The sequence below is a fragment of the Candidatus Methylobacter favarea genome (assembly GCF_902806695.1).
Lineage (GTDB): Bacteria > Pseudomonadota > Gammaproteobacteria > Methylococcales > Methylomonadaceae > Methylobacter_B > Methylobacter_B favarea.
This window is the reverse complement of sequence record NZ_CADCXN010000001.1, coordinates 52,418-69,205: the sequence shown is the minus strand read 5'-3', so window position 1 is coordinate 69,205 and position 16,788 is coordinate 52,418. Positions and strand designations below refer to the sequence as shown.

At 45.0% G+C, this 16,788-nt stretch carries 15 protein-coding genes; 2 read left to right on the top strand and 13 right to left on the bottom strand.

Annotation, left to right across the window (positions count from 1 at the left end):
- Positions 1 to 150 precede the first annotated feature (150 nt).
- The 9 genes from lgt to HUX64_RS00255 all read right to left on the bottom strand — a co-directional run bounded on the left by lgt (position 151) and on the right by HUX64_RS00255 (position 9,843).
- On the bottom strand, positions 151 to 951 hold the full coding sequence (gene lgt, locus HUX64_RS00300) for a prolipoprotein diacylglyceryl transferase (RefSeq protein WP_174624250.1): 801 nt from the start codon (positions 949 to 951) through the stop codon (positions 151 to 153).
- A gap of 275 nt (positions 952 to 1,226) precedes the next feature.
- Positions 1,227 to 2,030 carry an indole-3-glycerol phosphate synthase TrpC gene (gene trpC, locus HUX64_RS00295; RefSeq protein ID WP_174624249.1) on the bottom strand — a complete coding sequence of 268 codons (804 nt, stop codon included), beginning with the start codon at positions 2,028 to 2,030 and terminating at the stop codon, positions 1,227 to 1,229.
- A gap of 16 nt (positions 2,031 to 2,046) precedes the next feature.
- Positions 2,047 to 3,063, bottom strand: coding sequence for an anthranilate phosphoribosyltransferase (gene trpD, locus HUX64_RS00290; RefSeq protein WP_174624248.1), 1,017 nt, complete (start codon positions 3,061 to 3,063; stop codon positions 2,047 to 2,049).
- A 390-nt stretch (positions 3,064 to 3,453) separates the two neighbouring features.
- Positions 3,454 to 4,056: a TetR/AcrR family transcriptional regulator gene (locus tag HUX64_RS00280; RefSeq protein WP_174624246.1), complete on the bottom strand. Its 603-nt coding sequence runs from the start codon at positions 4,054 to 4,056 to the stop codon at positions 3,454 to 3,456.
- Positions 4,057 to 4,146: 90 nt separating this feature from the next.
- Complete coding sequence (gene pgsA / locus HUX64_RS00275) at positions 4,147 to 4,710, bottom strand: CDP-diacylglycerol--glycerol-3-phosphate 3-phosphatidyltransferase (RefSeq protein WP_174624245.1); 564 nt, start codon at positions 4,708 to 4,710, stop codon at positions 4,147 to 4,149.
- Positions 4,700 to 6,538 (bottom strand): excinuclease ABC subunit UvrC, encoded by a 1,839-nt coding sequence (gene uvrC / locus HUX64_RS00270; RefSeq protein WP_246246845.1) that lies wholly within the window; start codon positions 6,536 to 6,538, stop codon positions 4,700 to 4,702. Before uvrC ends, pgsA begins: the two co-directional genes overlap by 11 nt.
- 330 nt (positions 6,539 to 6,868) lie before the next feature.
- Entirely contained in the window at positions 6,869 to 8,119 is a 1,251-nt protein-coding gene (locus HUX64_RS00265; protein WP_174624244.1) for a SpoIIE family protein phosphatase, read from the bottom strand.
- Positions 8,120 to 8,560: 441 nt separating this feature from the next.
- Positions 8,561 to 8,983: a carboxypeptidase-like regulatory domain-containing protein gene (locus HUX64_RS00260; RefSeq protein WP_174624243.1), complete on the bottom strand. Its 423-nt coding sequence runs from the start codon at positions 8,981 to 8,983 to the stop codon at positions 8,561 to 8,563.
- Positions 8,984 to 9,579: 596 nt separating this feature from the next.
- Positions 9,580 to 9,843 carry a hypothetical protein gene (locus HUX64_RS00255; RefSeq protein ID WP_174624242.1) on the bottom strand — a complete coding sequence of 88 codons (264 nt, stop codon included), beginning with the start codon at positions 9,841 to 9,843 and terminating at the stop codon, positions 9,580 to 9,582.
- 278 nt (positions 9,844 to 10,121) lie between these two features.
- On the opposite strand from HUX64_RS00255, the gene HUX64_RS00250 reads away from it, so the two are divergent.
- Positions 10,122 to 10,325 carry a hypothetical protein gene (locus HUX64_RS00250; RefSeq protein ID WP_174624241.1) on the top strand — a complete coding sequence of 68 codons (204 nt, stop codon included), beginning with the start codon at positions 10,122 to 10,124 and terminating at the stop codon, positions 10,323 to 10,325.
- Positions 10,326 to 10,511: 186 nt separating this feature from the next.
- On the opposite strand, the gene rsmA is transcribed toward HUX64_RS00250, so the two are convergent.
- From rsmA to HUX64_RS00230, 4 genes are all read right to left on the bottom strand, one after another.
- A complete protein-coding gene (gene rsmA / locus HUX64_RS00245) occupies positions 10,512 to 11,291 on the bottom strand; it encodes a 16S rRNA (adenine(1518)-N(6)/adenine(1519)-N(6))-dimethyltransferase RsmA (protein ID WP_174624240.1) in 780 nt (259 codons plus the stop codon).
- Positions 11,292 to 12,290 carry a 4-hydroxythreonine-4-phosphate dehydrogenase PdxA gene (pdxA, locus tag HUX64_RS00240; protein WP_174624239.1) on the bottom strand — a complete coding sequence of 333 codons (999 nt, stop codon included), beginning with the start codon at positions 12,288 to 12,290 and terminating at the stop codon, positions 11,292 to 11,294.
- Positions 12,291 to 13,977: 1,687 nt separating this feature from the next.
- Positions 13,978 to 14,481, bottom strand: a complete 504-nt coding sequence (locus HUX64_RS00235; protein WP_174624238.1) for a siphovirus Gp157 family protein — start codon at positions 14,479 to 14,481, stop codon at positions 13,978 to 13,980.
- Entirely contained in the window at positions 14,478 to 15,317 is an 840-nt protein-coding gene (locus HUX64_RS00230; protein ID WP_174624237.1) for a hypothetical protein, read from the bottom strand. Before HUX64_RS00230 ends, HUX64_RS00235 begins: the two co-directional genes overlap by 4 nt.
- Positions 15,318 to 16,377: 1,060 nt before the next feature.
- Between HUX64_RS00230 and HUX64_RS00225 the strand changes: the two genes are divergently transcribed.
- Positions 16,378 to 16,779 (top strand): Hsp20/alpha crystallin family protein, encoded by a 402-nt coding sequence (locus HUX64_RS00225; protein WP_174624236.1) that lies wholly within the window; start codon positions 16,378 to 16,380, stop codon positions 16,777 to 16,779.
- Positions 16,780 to 16,788: the final 9 nt, after the last annotated feature.

Below are 16,788 nucleotides of genomic sequence, written 5' to 3'. Positions count from 1 at the left end.
AAGTACTCTTCTGATAACACGCTGTTTTTTTAAGGGTTCAAAATCAGTATCGTTCAGGCGATAATGATAGAATGTTTGACCGTCCGGCCGGCAGTTGTCCGGACGCAAAAAATTGCTTGAGTCAGTCCCTTGTTCTTATTGGAGTATTCCTTATTGGTTTACTTGTTCGGAATTCTCAGTTTTACAGGAAAAATACAAGAGCAAAGCGCCCGCTATGATCATCGGTGTTGACAGTATCTGTCCCATCGTCACCCAGTTCAGCGCCAGATAACCTAGCTGCACATCCGGCATTCTGAAAAATTCGACAAAAAACCGGAAGCAGCCGTAAAAAAACAGCGCCATGCCGGTAGCTGCGCCCACCGGTCTCGGTTTGCTGGAATACAACCAGAGAATGACAAACAACACAACGCCTTCCAGAAAGGCTTCATACAGTTGCGAAGGATGCCTGGCCAACGGGCCGCCGGCAGGAAAGATCATGGCCCACGGAACATCCGTCGGCCTGCCCCATAACTCACCATTAATAAAATTACCGATGCGGCCTGCGCCTAGTCCTATCGGCGCCAGGGGCGCGATAATATCGGTTAATTGCAGCATGGAGCAGTGCTGCTTTCTGGCGAATAGCCACATGGCGATAAAAACACCCAGCATGCCGCCGTGAAAGGACATGCCGCCTTGCCATATTTTAAACAGGACAAGGGGATTATTGAGAAATTCACTAAAATTATAAAACAGGATATAGCCGATTCTGCCGCCCAAAATTACGCCTATGGCGCCATAGGTCACCATATCTTCAATGGCTTCCGGCCTAACCGGCGACCACGGTTGTTGGGCGCGTTTTTGGCCCAAATACCAGACCGCCGCAAAGCCGATCAGATACATCAGGCCATACCAATGAATCTTAAGAGGCCCCAGGCTGATGGCTATGGGGTCGATTTGCGGATAACTCAGCATGGTTGCAGGCTCTTAATAAATAGATGAAAATCAATGAAGCATTATACATTGGCGCTAGGCAGCGGCTTTGAATTGTAATTTCAGACCGATGCTGCTACTAATACGGCAAGCCACAGGCAAAAAATAGCTTTCAGATACAACATGGCGGCATTTAATTCCATCGCAATCATACCGCTGCTGCATGATGCAATTGAGATTTTTTGCTTTGGCCGTACAATATGCTCAGCTGAGAATTAATTTAGCAAATAAAGAATGCCGGCAAGAGGAAGATCAGATCAGCCTAAAGAAAACACTTCGCGCATTTTTTGGCCGGGATTTTCCGCCCGCATAAAGACTTCGCCAACCAAAAACGTGTAAATATCATTATCCAGCATTAACTGCACATCCTGCCGGTTATGAATACCGCTTTCGGTAATGATAATGCGGTCATCGGGAATGCGTGCTTTTAAATTCAGGCTAGTCTGCAATGATGTTTCAAAGGTGCGCAGATTCCGGTTATTGATGCCGATCAATCTGGTTTTCAGCACTAACGCTCTTTCAAGTTCCCCGGCATCATGAACCTCGACCAGCACATCCATATTCAGTTGTGTCGCAATATCTGATAATTCCTGCATTTGGCTGTCTTCGAGAGCGGCTACAATCAGCAAAATGCAGTCGGCGCCCAAAGCGCGCGCTTCATAGATCTGATAAGGATCGATCATGAAGTCTTTTCTCAATACCGGCAGCGGACAGCGTTCCCTGACCAGCTGCAAGTAAACCTCGGCGCCCTGGAAAAATTCCTTATCGGTTAGCACTGACAGGCAGGCCGCTCCATTCATGGCGTAATCCTGACCGATGACGAGCGGTTGAAAATCTTCCCGGATCACGCCTTTACTGGGCGAGGCTTTTTTGATTTCGGCAATAATGGCAGGTTTTTTGGCTAATACTTTGGCTTGCAGCGCATTATAGAATCCGCGGGGTTTTTCTACTGCTTCGGCAATTTCCTCCAGATTGGCAATGGTCATGCCTAATTTACGCCTGGCGACTTCTTCGGCTTTTTTGTCGAGAATTTTTTTCAGGATGTCTGGAGTATTAGCCATGATTTTTTAGTTGTATTTATGAAGTTTTTGAATAAGCAATCAGCGCCTCGTACTTGGCGCGGGCTGCGCCGCTGGCAATGAGCCAGGAGGCTTTTTCTATGCCGGCCGCCAGGGACTCAGTGATATTTGCCGTATAAATGGCTGCGCCGGCATTGAGCGCGACAATGGCCCTTGCTGCTCCCGCCTCGTTATCCAGCGCCGATTTTACCTTTATTAAACTGGAGGCTGCGTCATCTACGGCTAATTCGGCAAGACTGGAGCGTTTAAAACCAAACTGTTCCGGGGTAATGGTATAAACAGAGACGCTGCCGTCTTTAAGTTCGGCAATCGTTGTAGGCGATGCAATACTGATTTCATCCAGCCCATCCTCGGCATGAACCACCAGCACATGCTGGCTGCCGAGTTTTGTCAAAACCTGGGCCAAAGGTTCTACCCATTCCCTGGAATATACTCCGATTAACTGGTTAGGGGCGCCGGCAGGATTGGATAAGGGGCCTAATAGATTGAACAGAGTTCTAACGCCCATTTCCTTGCGCGGGCCAATCGTATGTTTCATGGCGCCATGATGATGAGGTGCAAATAAAAAGCCTATACCGATTTCATTTACACACTGCGCTACCTGCTCGACTGTTAAATTCAGATTAACACCGGCAGCTTCCAGCACATCGGCACTGCCGCAGCTGCCGGAAACAGAACGATTGCCATGTTTGGCTACCTGCCCGCCCGCAGCGGCCACTACAAAAGCACAGGTTGTGGAGATGTTGAAGGTATGGGCGCCATCGCCACCGGTGCCGCAGGTGTCAATGATATGCTTGCCTGTTACGTTAACCTTGGTGGCCAATTCGCGCATTACTTCAGCAGCAGCAACGATTTCGTCTATGGTTTCGCCTTTGCAGCGCAACGCAATTAAAAATCCGCCGATTTGGGCATCAGTCGCGCCGCCCCTCATGATAAAGCGCATTACCTTGCGCATTTCATCAGCTGTAAAATCCTCTTTGTTTAACAGCTTTTGCAGTGCTTGTTGTATAGGCATTTAATCAGGTTTGACCTGGGAAGAAAATCTTTACAGCGGTGGTAGGCGAGGTGAAATTATATCAGTTCCATAAAAGTAGCGGTTCGGCCGATACTGTCCGGCATTGGCGATTTACTGAGCGATCAATTGCCGCGTAACTGCTCGTCTCTCGGCCTGCCGTTGTCATATTTTATTATTATACCTTTGTTATTAAGGAAACATGAATCCAATATTATCTATAGATAAAAGCTTGTCAAATCGCCTTGCCGGTTTCAGACCTCGGCCTGAAGATCAGGGATTGCCTCTAGCCGGAGCAAGATCATTGCTTTCGCTGGTGCGGATGTGGAGAGAAGACCTCGTCTCGATCATTGGCTTTATCCCAAACGGAGGTTTCATTCTTGCATGGTAAACTCACTTCCTGGCGATGGCATTCCAGGCCGTAAGCCAGGTTTGCGATTGATAGGCGTTGGCTTTCTTTCCTAGCCTCCCGCTCAATACCATGCTTAAGGTGTTATTGATAATACCGAAAAAATACGCATAGCCTATCAACGGATCAATATTACGTATTTCCCCGGCTTTAATGCCGGCTTCAATTATCTTGATGAATTTGGCGAAAGGAGCGGTTTCCCAAAGCGGCTTCTCTTCGGGTAAAAACTCATTGGTTTTCAAAATTAACAAAAACTGCATCACATAAGGCGCGTCATCAGTTAATCTGAATAATAAATCAACAATGCCTCGAAGTTGCTCGGATGATTTTTGGTTTCTGCATTTTATGTCATCGATAGATATATTCAGGCTGTCTAGGATACTGGTATAGAGCGCAGAGGCAATCATCTGTTTATTTTTAAAGAACTGATAGATCCCGCTTGGGGTTTTTATACCCGCGGCCTGGGTAATATCGCTTAACGAGGTATTGAAATAGCCTTTTTCGGCAAATAGAATCAAAGCTGCCAGCAATATTTCGTTCTGAATTGCAGATTTCATCCGGGTGTTTTTTTCTGTTTCCTTATCCATCTTCTTCTTTTACAGCTAATTCAATAAGCTGTATTATGGTTAATAAAAATTCAAAAGCTTATAAATTATAAGACCGGATTTGCAGGGTAATTATTTTGCCCTGATCACTGTTAATGCGGCAACCAGGTAATTAATCATAGACCACAGCGTTAATACGGCGGCAATATACAATAATCCGTAACCGCATAAGTTAACGGGTATCCCGATAAGGTCCTCACGATATAGCAACATGCCAATAGCCACCATTTGCGCAGTTGTTTTCCATTTTCCCAAGTATGAGACTTTAACTTTTGCGCGCTCGCCGAGTTCAGCCATCCATTCTCTCAATGAAGCAATGGTTATTTCCCGGCCGATAATAACAGCCGACGGAATAGCAAGGTAAGGGTTTGCCTGTTGCTGAACAATCAGAACCAGGACGATAGCGACCATAAGCTTGTCAGCGACCGGATCTAAAAAAGCGCCAAAAGGCGTTTCCTGTTGCATTTTTCTGGCAAGGTAACCATCCAGCCAATCCGTGAGCCCAGCCATTATAAAAATTAATGTACAAACAATATTTGAATATTGCCACGGAAGATAAAAAACTACGGTTAATAAAGGAATTAAGGCAATTCTTAACAGTGTAAGATTAGTCGGGATGTTAAATTCAAGCATCATCTTGATGATGAAATAGTTCGTAAATTCGTTTTGCCAAAGGACGGCTTATGCCGTCTATACCGCAAAGTGCATCCACGCCAGCCCGTGAAATTCCTTGCAGTCCCCCAAATTGTTTTAATAGAAGCTGCCGCCGCTTGGGCCCCAGCCCGGCAATATTTTCCAGTATGGATTGCCTTTTTGCCTTGCCGCGACGCTGACGGTGCGCGGTTATTGCAAAGCGGTGCGCTTCATCGCGAATGTGCTGAATCAACAACAAGCCGCTGGCGCCTGGCGTTATTTTAACCGGTTGCGCCTGTTCTGGCAGAATCAGTTTTTCCATGCCGGCTTTTCTATCCGGTCCTTTCGAAACGCCGACTATCATAACATTGTTTATGTCTAATTCCGCCAATGCCATTTGCGCGGCCTTCACCTGACCTTTGCCGCCATCAATAAACAGGATATCGGGCGCCTCATGTTCACCCTGTTTCAGCCGTTTAAAGCGCCGAAAAATCGCCTGATTAATGGCTGCATAATCATCCCCGCTTTTTATGCCTTCTATATTAAAGCGGCGGTAAGCTGATTTAACCGGTCCTTCCCGGTCAAAAACAACACACGAAGCGACCGTCTGATCACCTTGCATGTGACTGATATCAAAGCATTCCAGGCGTTTTGGCAGTTCTTTGCAGCCTAACTCTTCCTGCAGGCTTAAAAAGCGCGCATAAATGCCCTGTTTATCGGATAACTTTCCTAATAAGGAATTTTCCGCATTGGCGCCAGCCATTTGCAGCCATTTTAAACGCTCGCCCCTGACGTTGGGCGAAATATTCACTGAATGCTTTGCCTGCCGGGATAAAACTTCCATTAACAGTTCCATTTCCTCCGGCTCATGACTTACTATTAATTCATGGGGTACCTGCTTATCCAGATAATATTGGGGAATAAAAGCCTGCACGATTTTTGCCGGGTCGTATTCATCAGTGATTTTCGGAAAAAATATTTTATTGCCCAACTGTTGTCCGTGGCGTATAAAAAATACCTGAACACAAGCCACGCCGAGTTTGGTTGCGCAGGCAATAATATCGACATCCCCCCGTTCGCCATGAACGAAATGCTTTTCCAGCACAACGCGTAATTTTGCGATTTGATCTCTGAATCCGGCGGCCTGTTCATAGTCATGAGCTTCTGCTGACTGCTCCATTTTGGCAATCAATTGCTCGATAAGCAGGCCGCCTTTGCCTTCCAGAAACATTACAGTGCTATTAACATCCTGTGCGTAGCTTTGCTTGTCAATCAAGCCCACACAGGGGCCGGTACAGCGTTCTATCTGATATTGCAGACAAGGGCGGGTACGATTGTTATAGATGGAATCATCACACTGCCTGACCGGAAATATTTTCTGCAGCAGCTTCAGGCTTTCCCGCGCGGCGCCTGCACTGGGATACGGGCCGAAATATTTTCCGGGTTTATTTTTTGCACCGCGGTGCAGCGTGAGTTGCGGAAAATCCTGAGAGCTTGACAGAAAAATATACGGATAGGATTTATCATCTCTTAAACAGATATTGTAGCGCGGTTTATAGCGTTTTATTTGTTGACATTCGAGCAACAATGCTTCGCCTTCGGTGCGCGTCACTGTCACTTCAATGGCCGCTACCTTAGCGACCATGGTCTGTTGTTTACATGAGGCTGTCTGGGTTTTGAAATAACTGGAAACGCGATTTTTAAGATTTTTGGCCTTGCCGATATAAATAATCTCGCCTTGCTCATTGAGCATTTTGTAAATGCCCGGGCGCGAGGTCAGATGTTTTAAAAACGTCTTGACATCAAATGTATTTTCTGAATTTTCACTCAACGTAATCATCTGTTTATGACTCGCCAGGCTTTTAAATAGTTCGGCTTTTGTGCCCTCGCTTCGGGTTGTGTTCAATATGACGATTAATTTAAGGCCTTGCTTAATCGCTCGGCGCTTCCTCACCAGCGTAGTCTTGTCCCGAGAACGTGCTTAATTAAAATACAGTGCTGTATGAACAAATAGGATTGAAGGAACAGCTGTGTTTATCGCAAGCTAACCGTAACTTGTCAAGATGGAAAAGTTTACCGGCTTTTAACAGAAATCAGGCGATGAGTATGCCGGTGTTTTTATACAGGCAGCGGTTGAATGCCTTATCCAAATCTTCCCAACCTATAATTTTTTAATGACAATAGCAGTCAAATCGTCCTGCTGCTGAGTGCCTTTAGTGAAGCTGAGCAAATGACTGTGAACTTTCTCGATAATGGCCGCGGCGGGCAGCTCTGCATTACAAAATACAGTATTGCAAATTCTGTCGGTTCCAAAACAGTTTCCGAGCGCATCTTCCCATTCAAAAAAACCATCCGTAAAGGCAATAAGGATATCGCCCGTATTAAATGCTATGGATTTCCATTGATGGTAAGAATTGTTTGCCATTATTCCCAACGGCATATCACTGACCGCTAAGGTCTCAATATGTCGCGGAGCAACGCGCAGCATAAATACAGGACCGTGACCGGCCGATAAAAAAGTCAGCGTATTGTCATTAGGGTTCAAGCAGCCAGTAAATGCCGTTATAAACCGGTCACTCAGCATATGACGGCAAAGCAATTGATTTATATGTGATAAACTTGCCCGGTAATTGGAAGCCAAAGAAAAAATTGCTCTTTGCAACGCCCAGCATTCCGCCGCAAGCAGCGCAGGACCTATGCCATGTCCCGAAACATCAGCTATTAGCAGTATTAATTTGCGGTCGTCAAGTAGGTGGAAATCGAAAAAATCACCGCCGGTTTCTTCTGCCGACTGGCTCCAGCCGGCAATATCGAAGCCTTCAATAATCGGAGCTGATTGCGGGAGCAGACTTCTTTGGATGCGTCTGGCAATAGCCAACTCCTGTTGCAGGCGTTTACGTGTTGCAAATTCTTCCATTAAGGCGTGTCTATGGATAGCCACACCGCATTGTGCGGAAAATGTTTCCTGTAATAACTCATCCCATTCATCGAATGAACCGTCTGATTTATTGAGTACCTCTAATACGCCCACAATGTTTTGGTCGCCGCTCAATAAAGGCGAGGCCAAAATGTTACGGGTTTTAAAACCAGTTTTTTTATCTATTGATTTATTAAAGCGCGGATCTTTATAGGCATCGGGAACGTTAATCAACTTACCGCTTTTAAAGCAAGCTCCTACAATACCCAAATCCGAAGAAAGGCGAAGTTTTTCCGCTCTGTCCGAGACAAGGCTGTATAGTTCGTCAGTATTTTTTTCGTAGACAAAAACGGTTGCGCGCTCGCAATTCAGTACCTTGACTGCGGCTTGTTCGATTTGCTTGAGCAAAGTTTGCAAATCCTGATTCAAAGCAAGCGTGCGGGAAATTTCCAGGACTTGTAAAAGATCGGCGACATGTCCTGTGCAATTATTCATGTGTATTGGGGATGAAATAGTTATCAACAAACCACTGAATGGGACCGGATTTATTTTATACGCTTTTTTAGTTAATAGTATTGAAATTTGTAATGGATGATAAAGAGGGAGCTGGATTTTACCAGTCAATTAAATCTGATCTATAAGAAGCGCAGCCAAGCCGAGTAGAGGGGCCCTGCGCTTTACTGCATACAGTTGAGATAGTTGTGCCAATCATGTGAAAAACTGCCTGGTTTGGCCTGAACATCCAAATAGTTTTCAACCATTTCGGGTTAAAACATAAAATAGTTCAGGAAAATTTCTGATGCAGGAAAAAAGTGAAGGATAATATAAAATCCTTACTAATAGGCTACTTATTAAGCGACTGGAAAAGTTTTCTAAGTAGAAATAACCTGCTTTACCTGAATCTCCTTAGCAGCACTGCCAATCTTTTCTACGGAATTAATCACCGTACTCCTCTGGCCAATAGAATGATAATGTGGTTGTGCCCCTATCGCTGACCCGGGCTTTCTGGCGCATTACCTTTCCTTCTTCCTCAGCGGTAACTATGTATTTTCCTGGCTTGAGACTGGCAAATAGATAAGGGCCTTCCGCTACAGTTTCGACCAGTATGTTGCCCTTGGCATCGGCAATTTGAACATTGACGTCAGCAATAAATTTACCGCTCTTTTTAAGGGCAAAGAGCAGGTTTAAATTATATGAGTTTCTCATGGCTTGCATAGCCTTAAGCTGGTTCTCGCCAACGCCGCCACTTATGAAAGTTACCTCGCCTTGAGACTGTGGTTTGAGTAAATGCTCATCTGCAAAGGCAGATAGACTCAATAGAAAACAAGAAGTAAAGAATATATGGAATAATCGTTTCATAAATAGTTCTCCTTAATTATGGATATAGAGCCTGGGTTAAATTAAATAATATAAAAACATTAACTAATTTTCATGAATTTGTCTGTCCGCTACCGCACCAATTAGAAGTATTTAAACCGGCATGCAATTTCTTTAGGGCTGGGAAAGCTAGTTTGCAAGTTAATTTTGCATGTTAATCTTGTGCTTGAAATCCGGAGCTAAACAGGGACTAGCGGAAGCATTTAAACAGAAAATTACGGTTTCGGCATCAGCTTGCGGTTCATAAGCGTAAGTTTGCACTTTGATCTTCCATCCAGACTGGAGTTAAACCGGCTTTCTTTCAATAGTTTTATAAGGAGTGCGCTGACCGGTATACTTACTTCAGAAACCGCTCTGCTAATACTTGTGCCATTTTCGGCCAGCTTTTATACTTACTGTAGCTTAGCTTCATTAATCTGCTTTCGGCCTTTATATTTACTATCCGCTTTAGCGAGATAAATGCCTTCCCCTTGTTATTTCCTTACTGAGAAATATCCAAGGAAAGGGCCTTTGTGGTCAAACGGCGTTGAAAAATTTCCAGTTAAGGGCATCTAGAAGTTTCCAATTATGTTGTAGGATTATTGTTGCAGTAATCTTTTTAATTGCCTAAACCGATAGAAATTACTATCGGTCGTCAAAATACTAAAGTGAGGAATAATACGATCTAAAAGCGCTGTCGTCATCTTGTCTTTGATCTGGGTGATTTGAGCCGTATCAAAGTGGAGGAAGCGGGCGCGCAGGTTATGGGCCATCCCGATGCTAGTCTTTTTCTTATCCGGCAACAGGTCAGCGCGGTTATCGGAGGTAGCAGCAGAACTTACAGGTGATACAAAGGGGATCAAAAACTTGCATCGCATTTCGGCGATGAAGGCTTAGTCGTACGCTGCCCTGTCCAGGTTTGAAACCGCAGTCGAACCTCTGCAAAGTCCCGATTTTTCACTTCTGGACAGTTTTGAAATTGATGGCGTAAAGCTTAGCAAGTTTAATGAGACTCTCGTGAAAGTCTTGAATTTTTTCTCCAATAGCGGACAGGGTCGTAGCTGTTCCCTGGGGTACTTGTCTCCTCGCTTTTCCTGTTCCAGTGGGGAGTAGAATATAACCTTTATTTAGGGGACTAAACATGTCCCTTATTGCAGACTTCGATCACCCACTTTCGCAGCAAAGCCATCCACCAGCCTTTGGGCATGAGGTTCTCCTCCGCCAGCAAAAGTGGCTTTTACGCGGTCAAGCACTTGAATTTTTCATCATAAAAATCTTTACTTGCGGTGGCGCTGATTCAGACTTTTATGTACAAAGGAGGTATCTTGCTAACGTAAAAAATTGATTTGCTGAACGGCAGGCAAAAAAAAAAGCGGCATATTTAAGCCGCATTAAAGAGAAGGATATAAAACTCTGATTTCCCCGAGGAGGGAATGCATCTCAAGAGTTAAATATATAGTAGCGATTAAAATTTAGGATGGGAATGTGGCAAATTGTCGCGTGTCAGATTGTCGCAGCTTAGGCAGCATTCTCATAAAAGATTGCTCAGTTTTGCAAAATCGTTAAGTGATATATTCTCGGCTCTTAACGCAGGATTTATAGCCAGTGCGGCAATGCTTTCTTCAGAAATGAGCTTTTTCAACGAGTTACGCAGGGTCTTGCGGCGCTGTGAGAAGGCCTCAGTTACGACTCTATTGAGCTTGGTTATATCATTAACTTGCACAGGCGGCCTTGCGTGGGGCACAAGCCTGACAATAGCCGACATGACTTCAGGTGCGGGTTCAAAGCTTTGCGGAGGGACATCAAATAAAAACTCCGGCGCGCAATAAAATTGCATCATGACGCTGAGTCTGCCGTATTTTTTGCTGCCCGGAGCCGCACAAATCCTGTCAACCACTTCTTTTTGCAGCATAAAATGCATGTCGTGTATGCAAAGAGCGTTATCAATTAAATGGAACATTAATGGTGTTGAAATATTATAGGGCAGATTGCCTGTAATGCGCAGTTTTTCGTTATCGTCGGCCAGCGCCGAGAAATCAAATTTTAAGGCATCGGCACTATGAATTTGCAGCTGATTTTGGTGCTTGAATTGCTTTTTGAGTAATACGACCAGATCCCTGTCGAGTTCTATTATATCCAGGCGAATCCCTTCATTTAACAAAAGCGCGGTTAAAGCGCCCAGGCCCGGACCTATCTCAACCCAGTGTTCGCCGGGTTTTATTTGTAGGCTGGCTATAATGTCGTCAATTACATTTTGAGCTTTGAGAAAATTCTGGCCAAAGCGCTTGCGTGGATTATGCGTATGCGCCATTTATTGAGATTTGCCAGAAGCCATTGCCAAGGCAGTTTGAATCGCATATTGCAGACTGCCGGTTTCAGCTTTACCGGTACCGGCCAGATCTAAAGCCGTGCCGTGGTCAACAGACGTGCGAATAATAGGCAATCCCAGGGTAATATTGACGGCCTGTCCAAAACCGATATGTTTAAGCACGGGCAATCCCTGATCATGATACATGGCCAAGACAGCATCTGCCGAGGCCAGATATTTGCTTGTAAATAAAGTATCTGCCGGTAAGGGTCCCTGAAGATTCAGGCCTTGATTGCGAAAAGCCTCAAGCACAGGTTCAATGACTTCAATTTCTTCCTTGCCCAGATGGCCGCCTTCTCCGGCATGAGGATTAAGGCCGCATACCAGTATTTTTGGGTTATCAATATGAAAACGTGAACGCAGATCATTATCCAATATGCGAATAACCGCTCTTAAGCGGGTATGGGTAATGGCCTGGCTCACTTCGGATAAGGGCAAATGGATGGTGACCAGAGCTACGCGCAATCCCGGCGTCGCCAGCATCATCACTGGATGACCGCCGGTAATACCCGCTATATATTCGGTATGGCCGCTAAAGGCGAAACCGGCATCATTGATGATGCCTTTGTGGATAGGCGCAGTGACCATTGCCTCAAAAACGCCATCCATGCAGCCTTTGGTCGCTTTAGTAATGGTTTTTAATACATAACGGCTGTTGGCCGAGTTTAATTGACCGGGCTGAGCGGGTTCCGCCAGTTCGACCGGCAATACTGTTAAGGTTCCGGAAGGCTGGATGGAGGGTTGTAAGGAGTTGTCAAATTCCTTTAACCGCAGAGGCAGGCCCAGCTGTTGGGCGCGTTGCTCCAGTAATTCAGGACTGGCTATCGCGATAATTTCGCAGGGTAAATACTGCTGTGCAAGCTGTATACAAAGATCTGGACCAATGCCCGCAGGTTCGCCCGGCGTTAATGCGATGCGTTGTATTGATTGACTTGATGCCATGAGATGGAAATAAAAAAAGAATGATTTTACAGCATAAAGGCAAAAACGGTAGCAGTAGATACGTTTTTGGCAATAAATTGTTCATTCACCTGTAACCCCTAAATAGGAATGTCCGGTTTATAGACAATGAATTGTCTGCGGTCACATAGCACGCGAAATGGAGTTACATGGCAGCCTTAATTGGATTGCCAGTAATTGGCCTGTGTGTCTTTAGCAGCTTATTCAGCCAAACCGCCACAGTTATGGAAAATCTCTTGTGCCGTCCTGCTGATAGTGATGTATGCGTGACCTAGAGGCAGTGGTGCCGCCATTCCGCAGCGCAATGTCAGGCTTGCAAACCTCAAACCAGTGTCTTTGCCCGCTGGCCAACTCGTCGTTGAAGGCGGGTCGGCACAGGTCCGGGCTATAACGCTGGACACTTTCCATTGGGCACTAGCGGCCCCCGTCAAGGCCTCAGGCAAGCATCCCGACCCGCCTCCTCATACAGCCATTATGCCACGTAAAAGGCTTTCGCAAACATCCCTAACTGTGGCTTCTTGCTGCCTCTATCGGCCGTTCCTATCATCTTCCGCCGATTTTCGAAGCTCCTTTTCTAACACTCCTGTAACCATTTTGGCTCCTTCCTCCCCGTGCCTTCGGCATAGTTTGAAAAGCGGACAAATACGTATTCAACCGGGTTCAGCTCATGACTTTAAGGCGGCAGGCAAATTTATTCTATCACGTAGGTGTTATGGAAATTAACCCTTCTTTTTAGAGAAAGGGCAAATGATTAGTCTCAGTGCTGAGGAATGGCGCTTTATTTTCCCCTTGGCGACCCATCAGCATGTTGATGTGGGGTCAGAGTAAGCTTTCTGGGCCTTATGACCTCGGTATTTAGGGGGGGGGTCAGTAGCAAAACTTGCCGGAAAAAAGGGCAAATGGAACAGCCTCTTCTAAAGACTATGACAGTGATGTGTTTATTGACACCCTTCAGGGCTTAAGCTGTTGAGGCGGTGATTCCGCCTTACAGCCACGGTAAACAATCCCGTAGCTGTGACGGGTTTATTTATAAGCAGCGCCGTTTGAGTGATTGCTTTTCAATAAAAGCAATCATTACCGTCAAATTTAATCCCGGTTCAAGAAACTGGCCCGGAATTATTCCGCTCGTGTGCATGTTGTCTCGGCTTTGATTTGGCTATTGGCTACGCTGAAATGTCAACAGAACCCAGCGTTCTAATGTCGACTTCGTAAGGCTTAAGCTGAGAGCCTTGGTACTGTGGCCAAGGGCTGACCTTTTACGGCATCGCTTGAAACCATAAGGGTTATGTCTTAAAAGACTAAGGAGGACAAGTAAGCACAGCGTACACGCACGAAGGCTAAAATCATTTTCTTGCATTAGCGCTTTCTATAATACGGCAACCTGAATTTTCTTAATCCGGCTAAATCACCTGTTATTTAACGACTGATAAACTGGCCTTGAATCTAATGCTTGCTAATCCATTGTTCTTGACTTCATAAATTTATCCAAAACTAAGGTTAGCGTAAGAACACATGCAATACATAATAATCCTAAGGAATAATTAAATCGCGCCTTGCCGGTTTTAAACCTCACCTCAATCCTTGGCTTTTCATTCCCTCGGGAGGATGTTTCATTATTATTAATAAGGCTCTGGAAAGAGCCGCTTTGTACGACTCTTTCTGCCTGTATTTATTTAATAACCAGCCGGCTGCCATTCACCAGATCTGCCCCCGGCACAGACTTACCCAGTTTTATCGCCTCCTTTATTGCTGTTTTATCAATCTTCCAGCTTATGACCGGCTCCTTAAACTCGGCAGGGATAGCCGCTTCATCCAGAACAGTGACAGCTGAAGGATTGGCCTGAAGAGAAAGTTTAAAATAGGGACATTCAATTTTAGTAATGCCGCTCTTTTCCATATTTTCCTTCAAATACGCTTTCATCCAACTAACCCGGTTTTCCAAAGCTTTGCGGCGTTTAGCCATAGCCGCTTCAGCCTCTTTTATGGCCAGGGCAGTAGTTTCCATATTCCTCATGAATTTAGCCACATTGACAGCCTTATCTTCTATTTCGCCGGTCAAGGCTTCAAGTGTGTCATTAATTACCTCAGCCGGTAAATCCATTTCCGGGTCGGTTAATGTATCCAGTGCTGAAAGATAATGACTGCTTAAATCATATAAAGACAGCTTGTTCATGAGGCCACCTTCGCAAATTGGTCCAGTTTGCTGTAGAGGGTCTGATAAAACTCGGGGCTTAATTCCATGAAGTCCTTAAAACGGTGGTGGGAGGCCTTAAACATCCAGTCCTTTACCCGTTTATGGTCTAATCCCAGCTCTTTTATCCTGTCCTCTAACCGTTGGCAGTCGGTCTTACTGACAGTGGCAAGTTGTTCCTCAACCGGGCTTCCCTGCTCACTATTTTCAGCTTGTTGACTACTTTCAACTTCTCGCTGTGGCATTATGTCTTCAATATCCTGAGTAAAGACTTCGGATAGACCGGCCATGCGCAGAGTAGCATCGATATGGGCGGACTTTTCCGCCATTTTCAGCGCCTTGTTAATATCGCCATTGTCCTGGCTCAGTAAGCGCGCTCCTACGCCATCCGCTACCACGCGCCCGGAGGCATCGACAATCTCGCAGCGCATAATGATCTGGCTAAGATGGGTACCGGTTAAGGCGGCTTTTTCGTATTCCGCCAAAGTTGGATAATGTATCGTTAAACCCAGCATGCCGCATATTTTCTCGGCACCGGCCTTGAACAGGCTCGGCTTGCTGTAATGCTCAGGGTTGTGGCAATTTTTACCAGCTTGACATCGGTTTCGGCCCACTACATGAATTTTTCCAAAGTCGGAGCCATCCACCAGCGCATCACGAATCCAGGCCATTAATGTGGCCCGATTTTCTTTACGGCGATCCAATCCTTCTTTAAAAGTTGTGGCCGGTAGGTCCAGTGGATTTGCTGAAATAACGGCCGGCAATTTAGCGGGTTTTTTTTCAGCCTGGGCCTTAATTATTGTTGGTGCAGTTTGCATAAAAATCTCCTGATGTGCTTGGGAAATAAAGGGCATAAGCGGCTACTTGCACCCATTAAGATTTACAATTTTTCTGATAAAAGAATGTCTGGTGCTGACCAACCAGCCCCAGCAATAGCCTGGTACCTAACCGTTTCCCTAGAATGAATAGGGGAAAAACCTGCCGGCTTTCATTAAGCGAAAGTTTATTTTCGCGGGGCTCCCCGTCCCGGCCGCACGAGTTGCGGTTTAATAATGCTGACGATAATATTTTTAAATATTGCATGACCCTTAGGGCATCCGCTATTACAAAAATACGCGTCAATTCAAAAAACGGTTTTGCTTGAATTACCGATGAAGTTGTCATAAGCTGTTTACTCCTGATGTGCAAACTTGGGACCGTAAGGGTCAGGGCGGCTACCCTGATCCATACACAAATGCTTAACCAGCATACTTAGAACGGCGTTAGATCGAAAAGTTCGATTTGGCGCCGTTTATCTTGCGATTAATTCCTCTTCTGTACATTATGAAGCTTAAGCTCCTTCCGATCACGAATAAAAATATCTAGCTTTCAATAAAAGTTTATATATAACCCCCTCAAAAAAGTTAAGCTTGTTTTCAGGAATTTATAAAGCAGTTTTCATTTACCTGCCGCAAAATTGAACAGACCTGTACTTTAAAGAAAAAAAATATACATTTCAACATTTTATATAAATTCATATTATTAAACTTTAACTATTGATTGTAAGCTACTTGCAAGACGATCAGAAACAGAATGATTGATTAAGGTTGAAGTTTATTATTCCCGCTTTCAGCTATAGAATTATCGTATTTATTACGACTGCAGCCTTCCAAAAACTATAAGTCTTACTGTGACTAAGTAGTGCTACCAATTGTTTCCATGAGCTTTTATTTATATAATGAATCCGTTTGTTCTTTAGGCTATATTCTTCAGGTCTAGTGAAGTTTGACTATAAATGTATTCGTGCTGACGTATTTAAAAGTCAGTGAATCGGGTGGATATTAATTTCAATCTGGATCTATTACTCAATAATTCGACAACCCGGAATAACATCCTATTATGGCAATACGTAATCTTGAATCCTGGATGTGGGCAGAAGCTTGCGATCTGCTGGATCAGGCCGATCGGCTGCATCGGCAATTCTTCAGACCGGCTGTTATGAATGCCAAGCGATGCACCTGGGAGCCCCCGGTCGATGTCTACGAAACTTGCGATGAATTTATAATTATGATTGCACTGCCGGGGGTGACGCAGGAGCATGTAAGAATAATGCTTGAAGACGACCATTTGATTATTGAGGGGGAGCGGAATCTTCCTGCCAAGGCCGAATCTCATATTCGGCGCCTGGAAATTCCCTATGGAAGATTTGAGCGGCATATTGCAATGCCCGCCGGACGTTTCGAAATCGGCACTCGTGAATTGGTGAACGGTTGTTTATTAATCTCACTGCGAAAAATATAAGGACTTCTT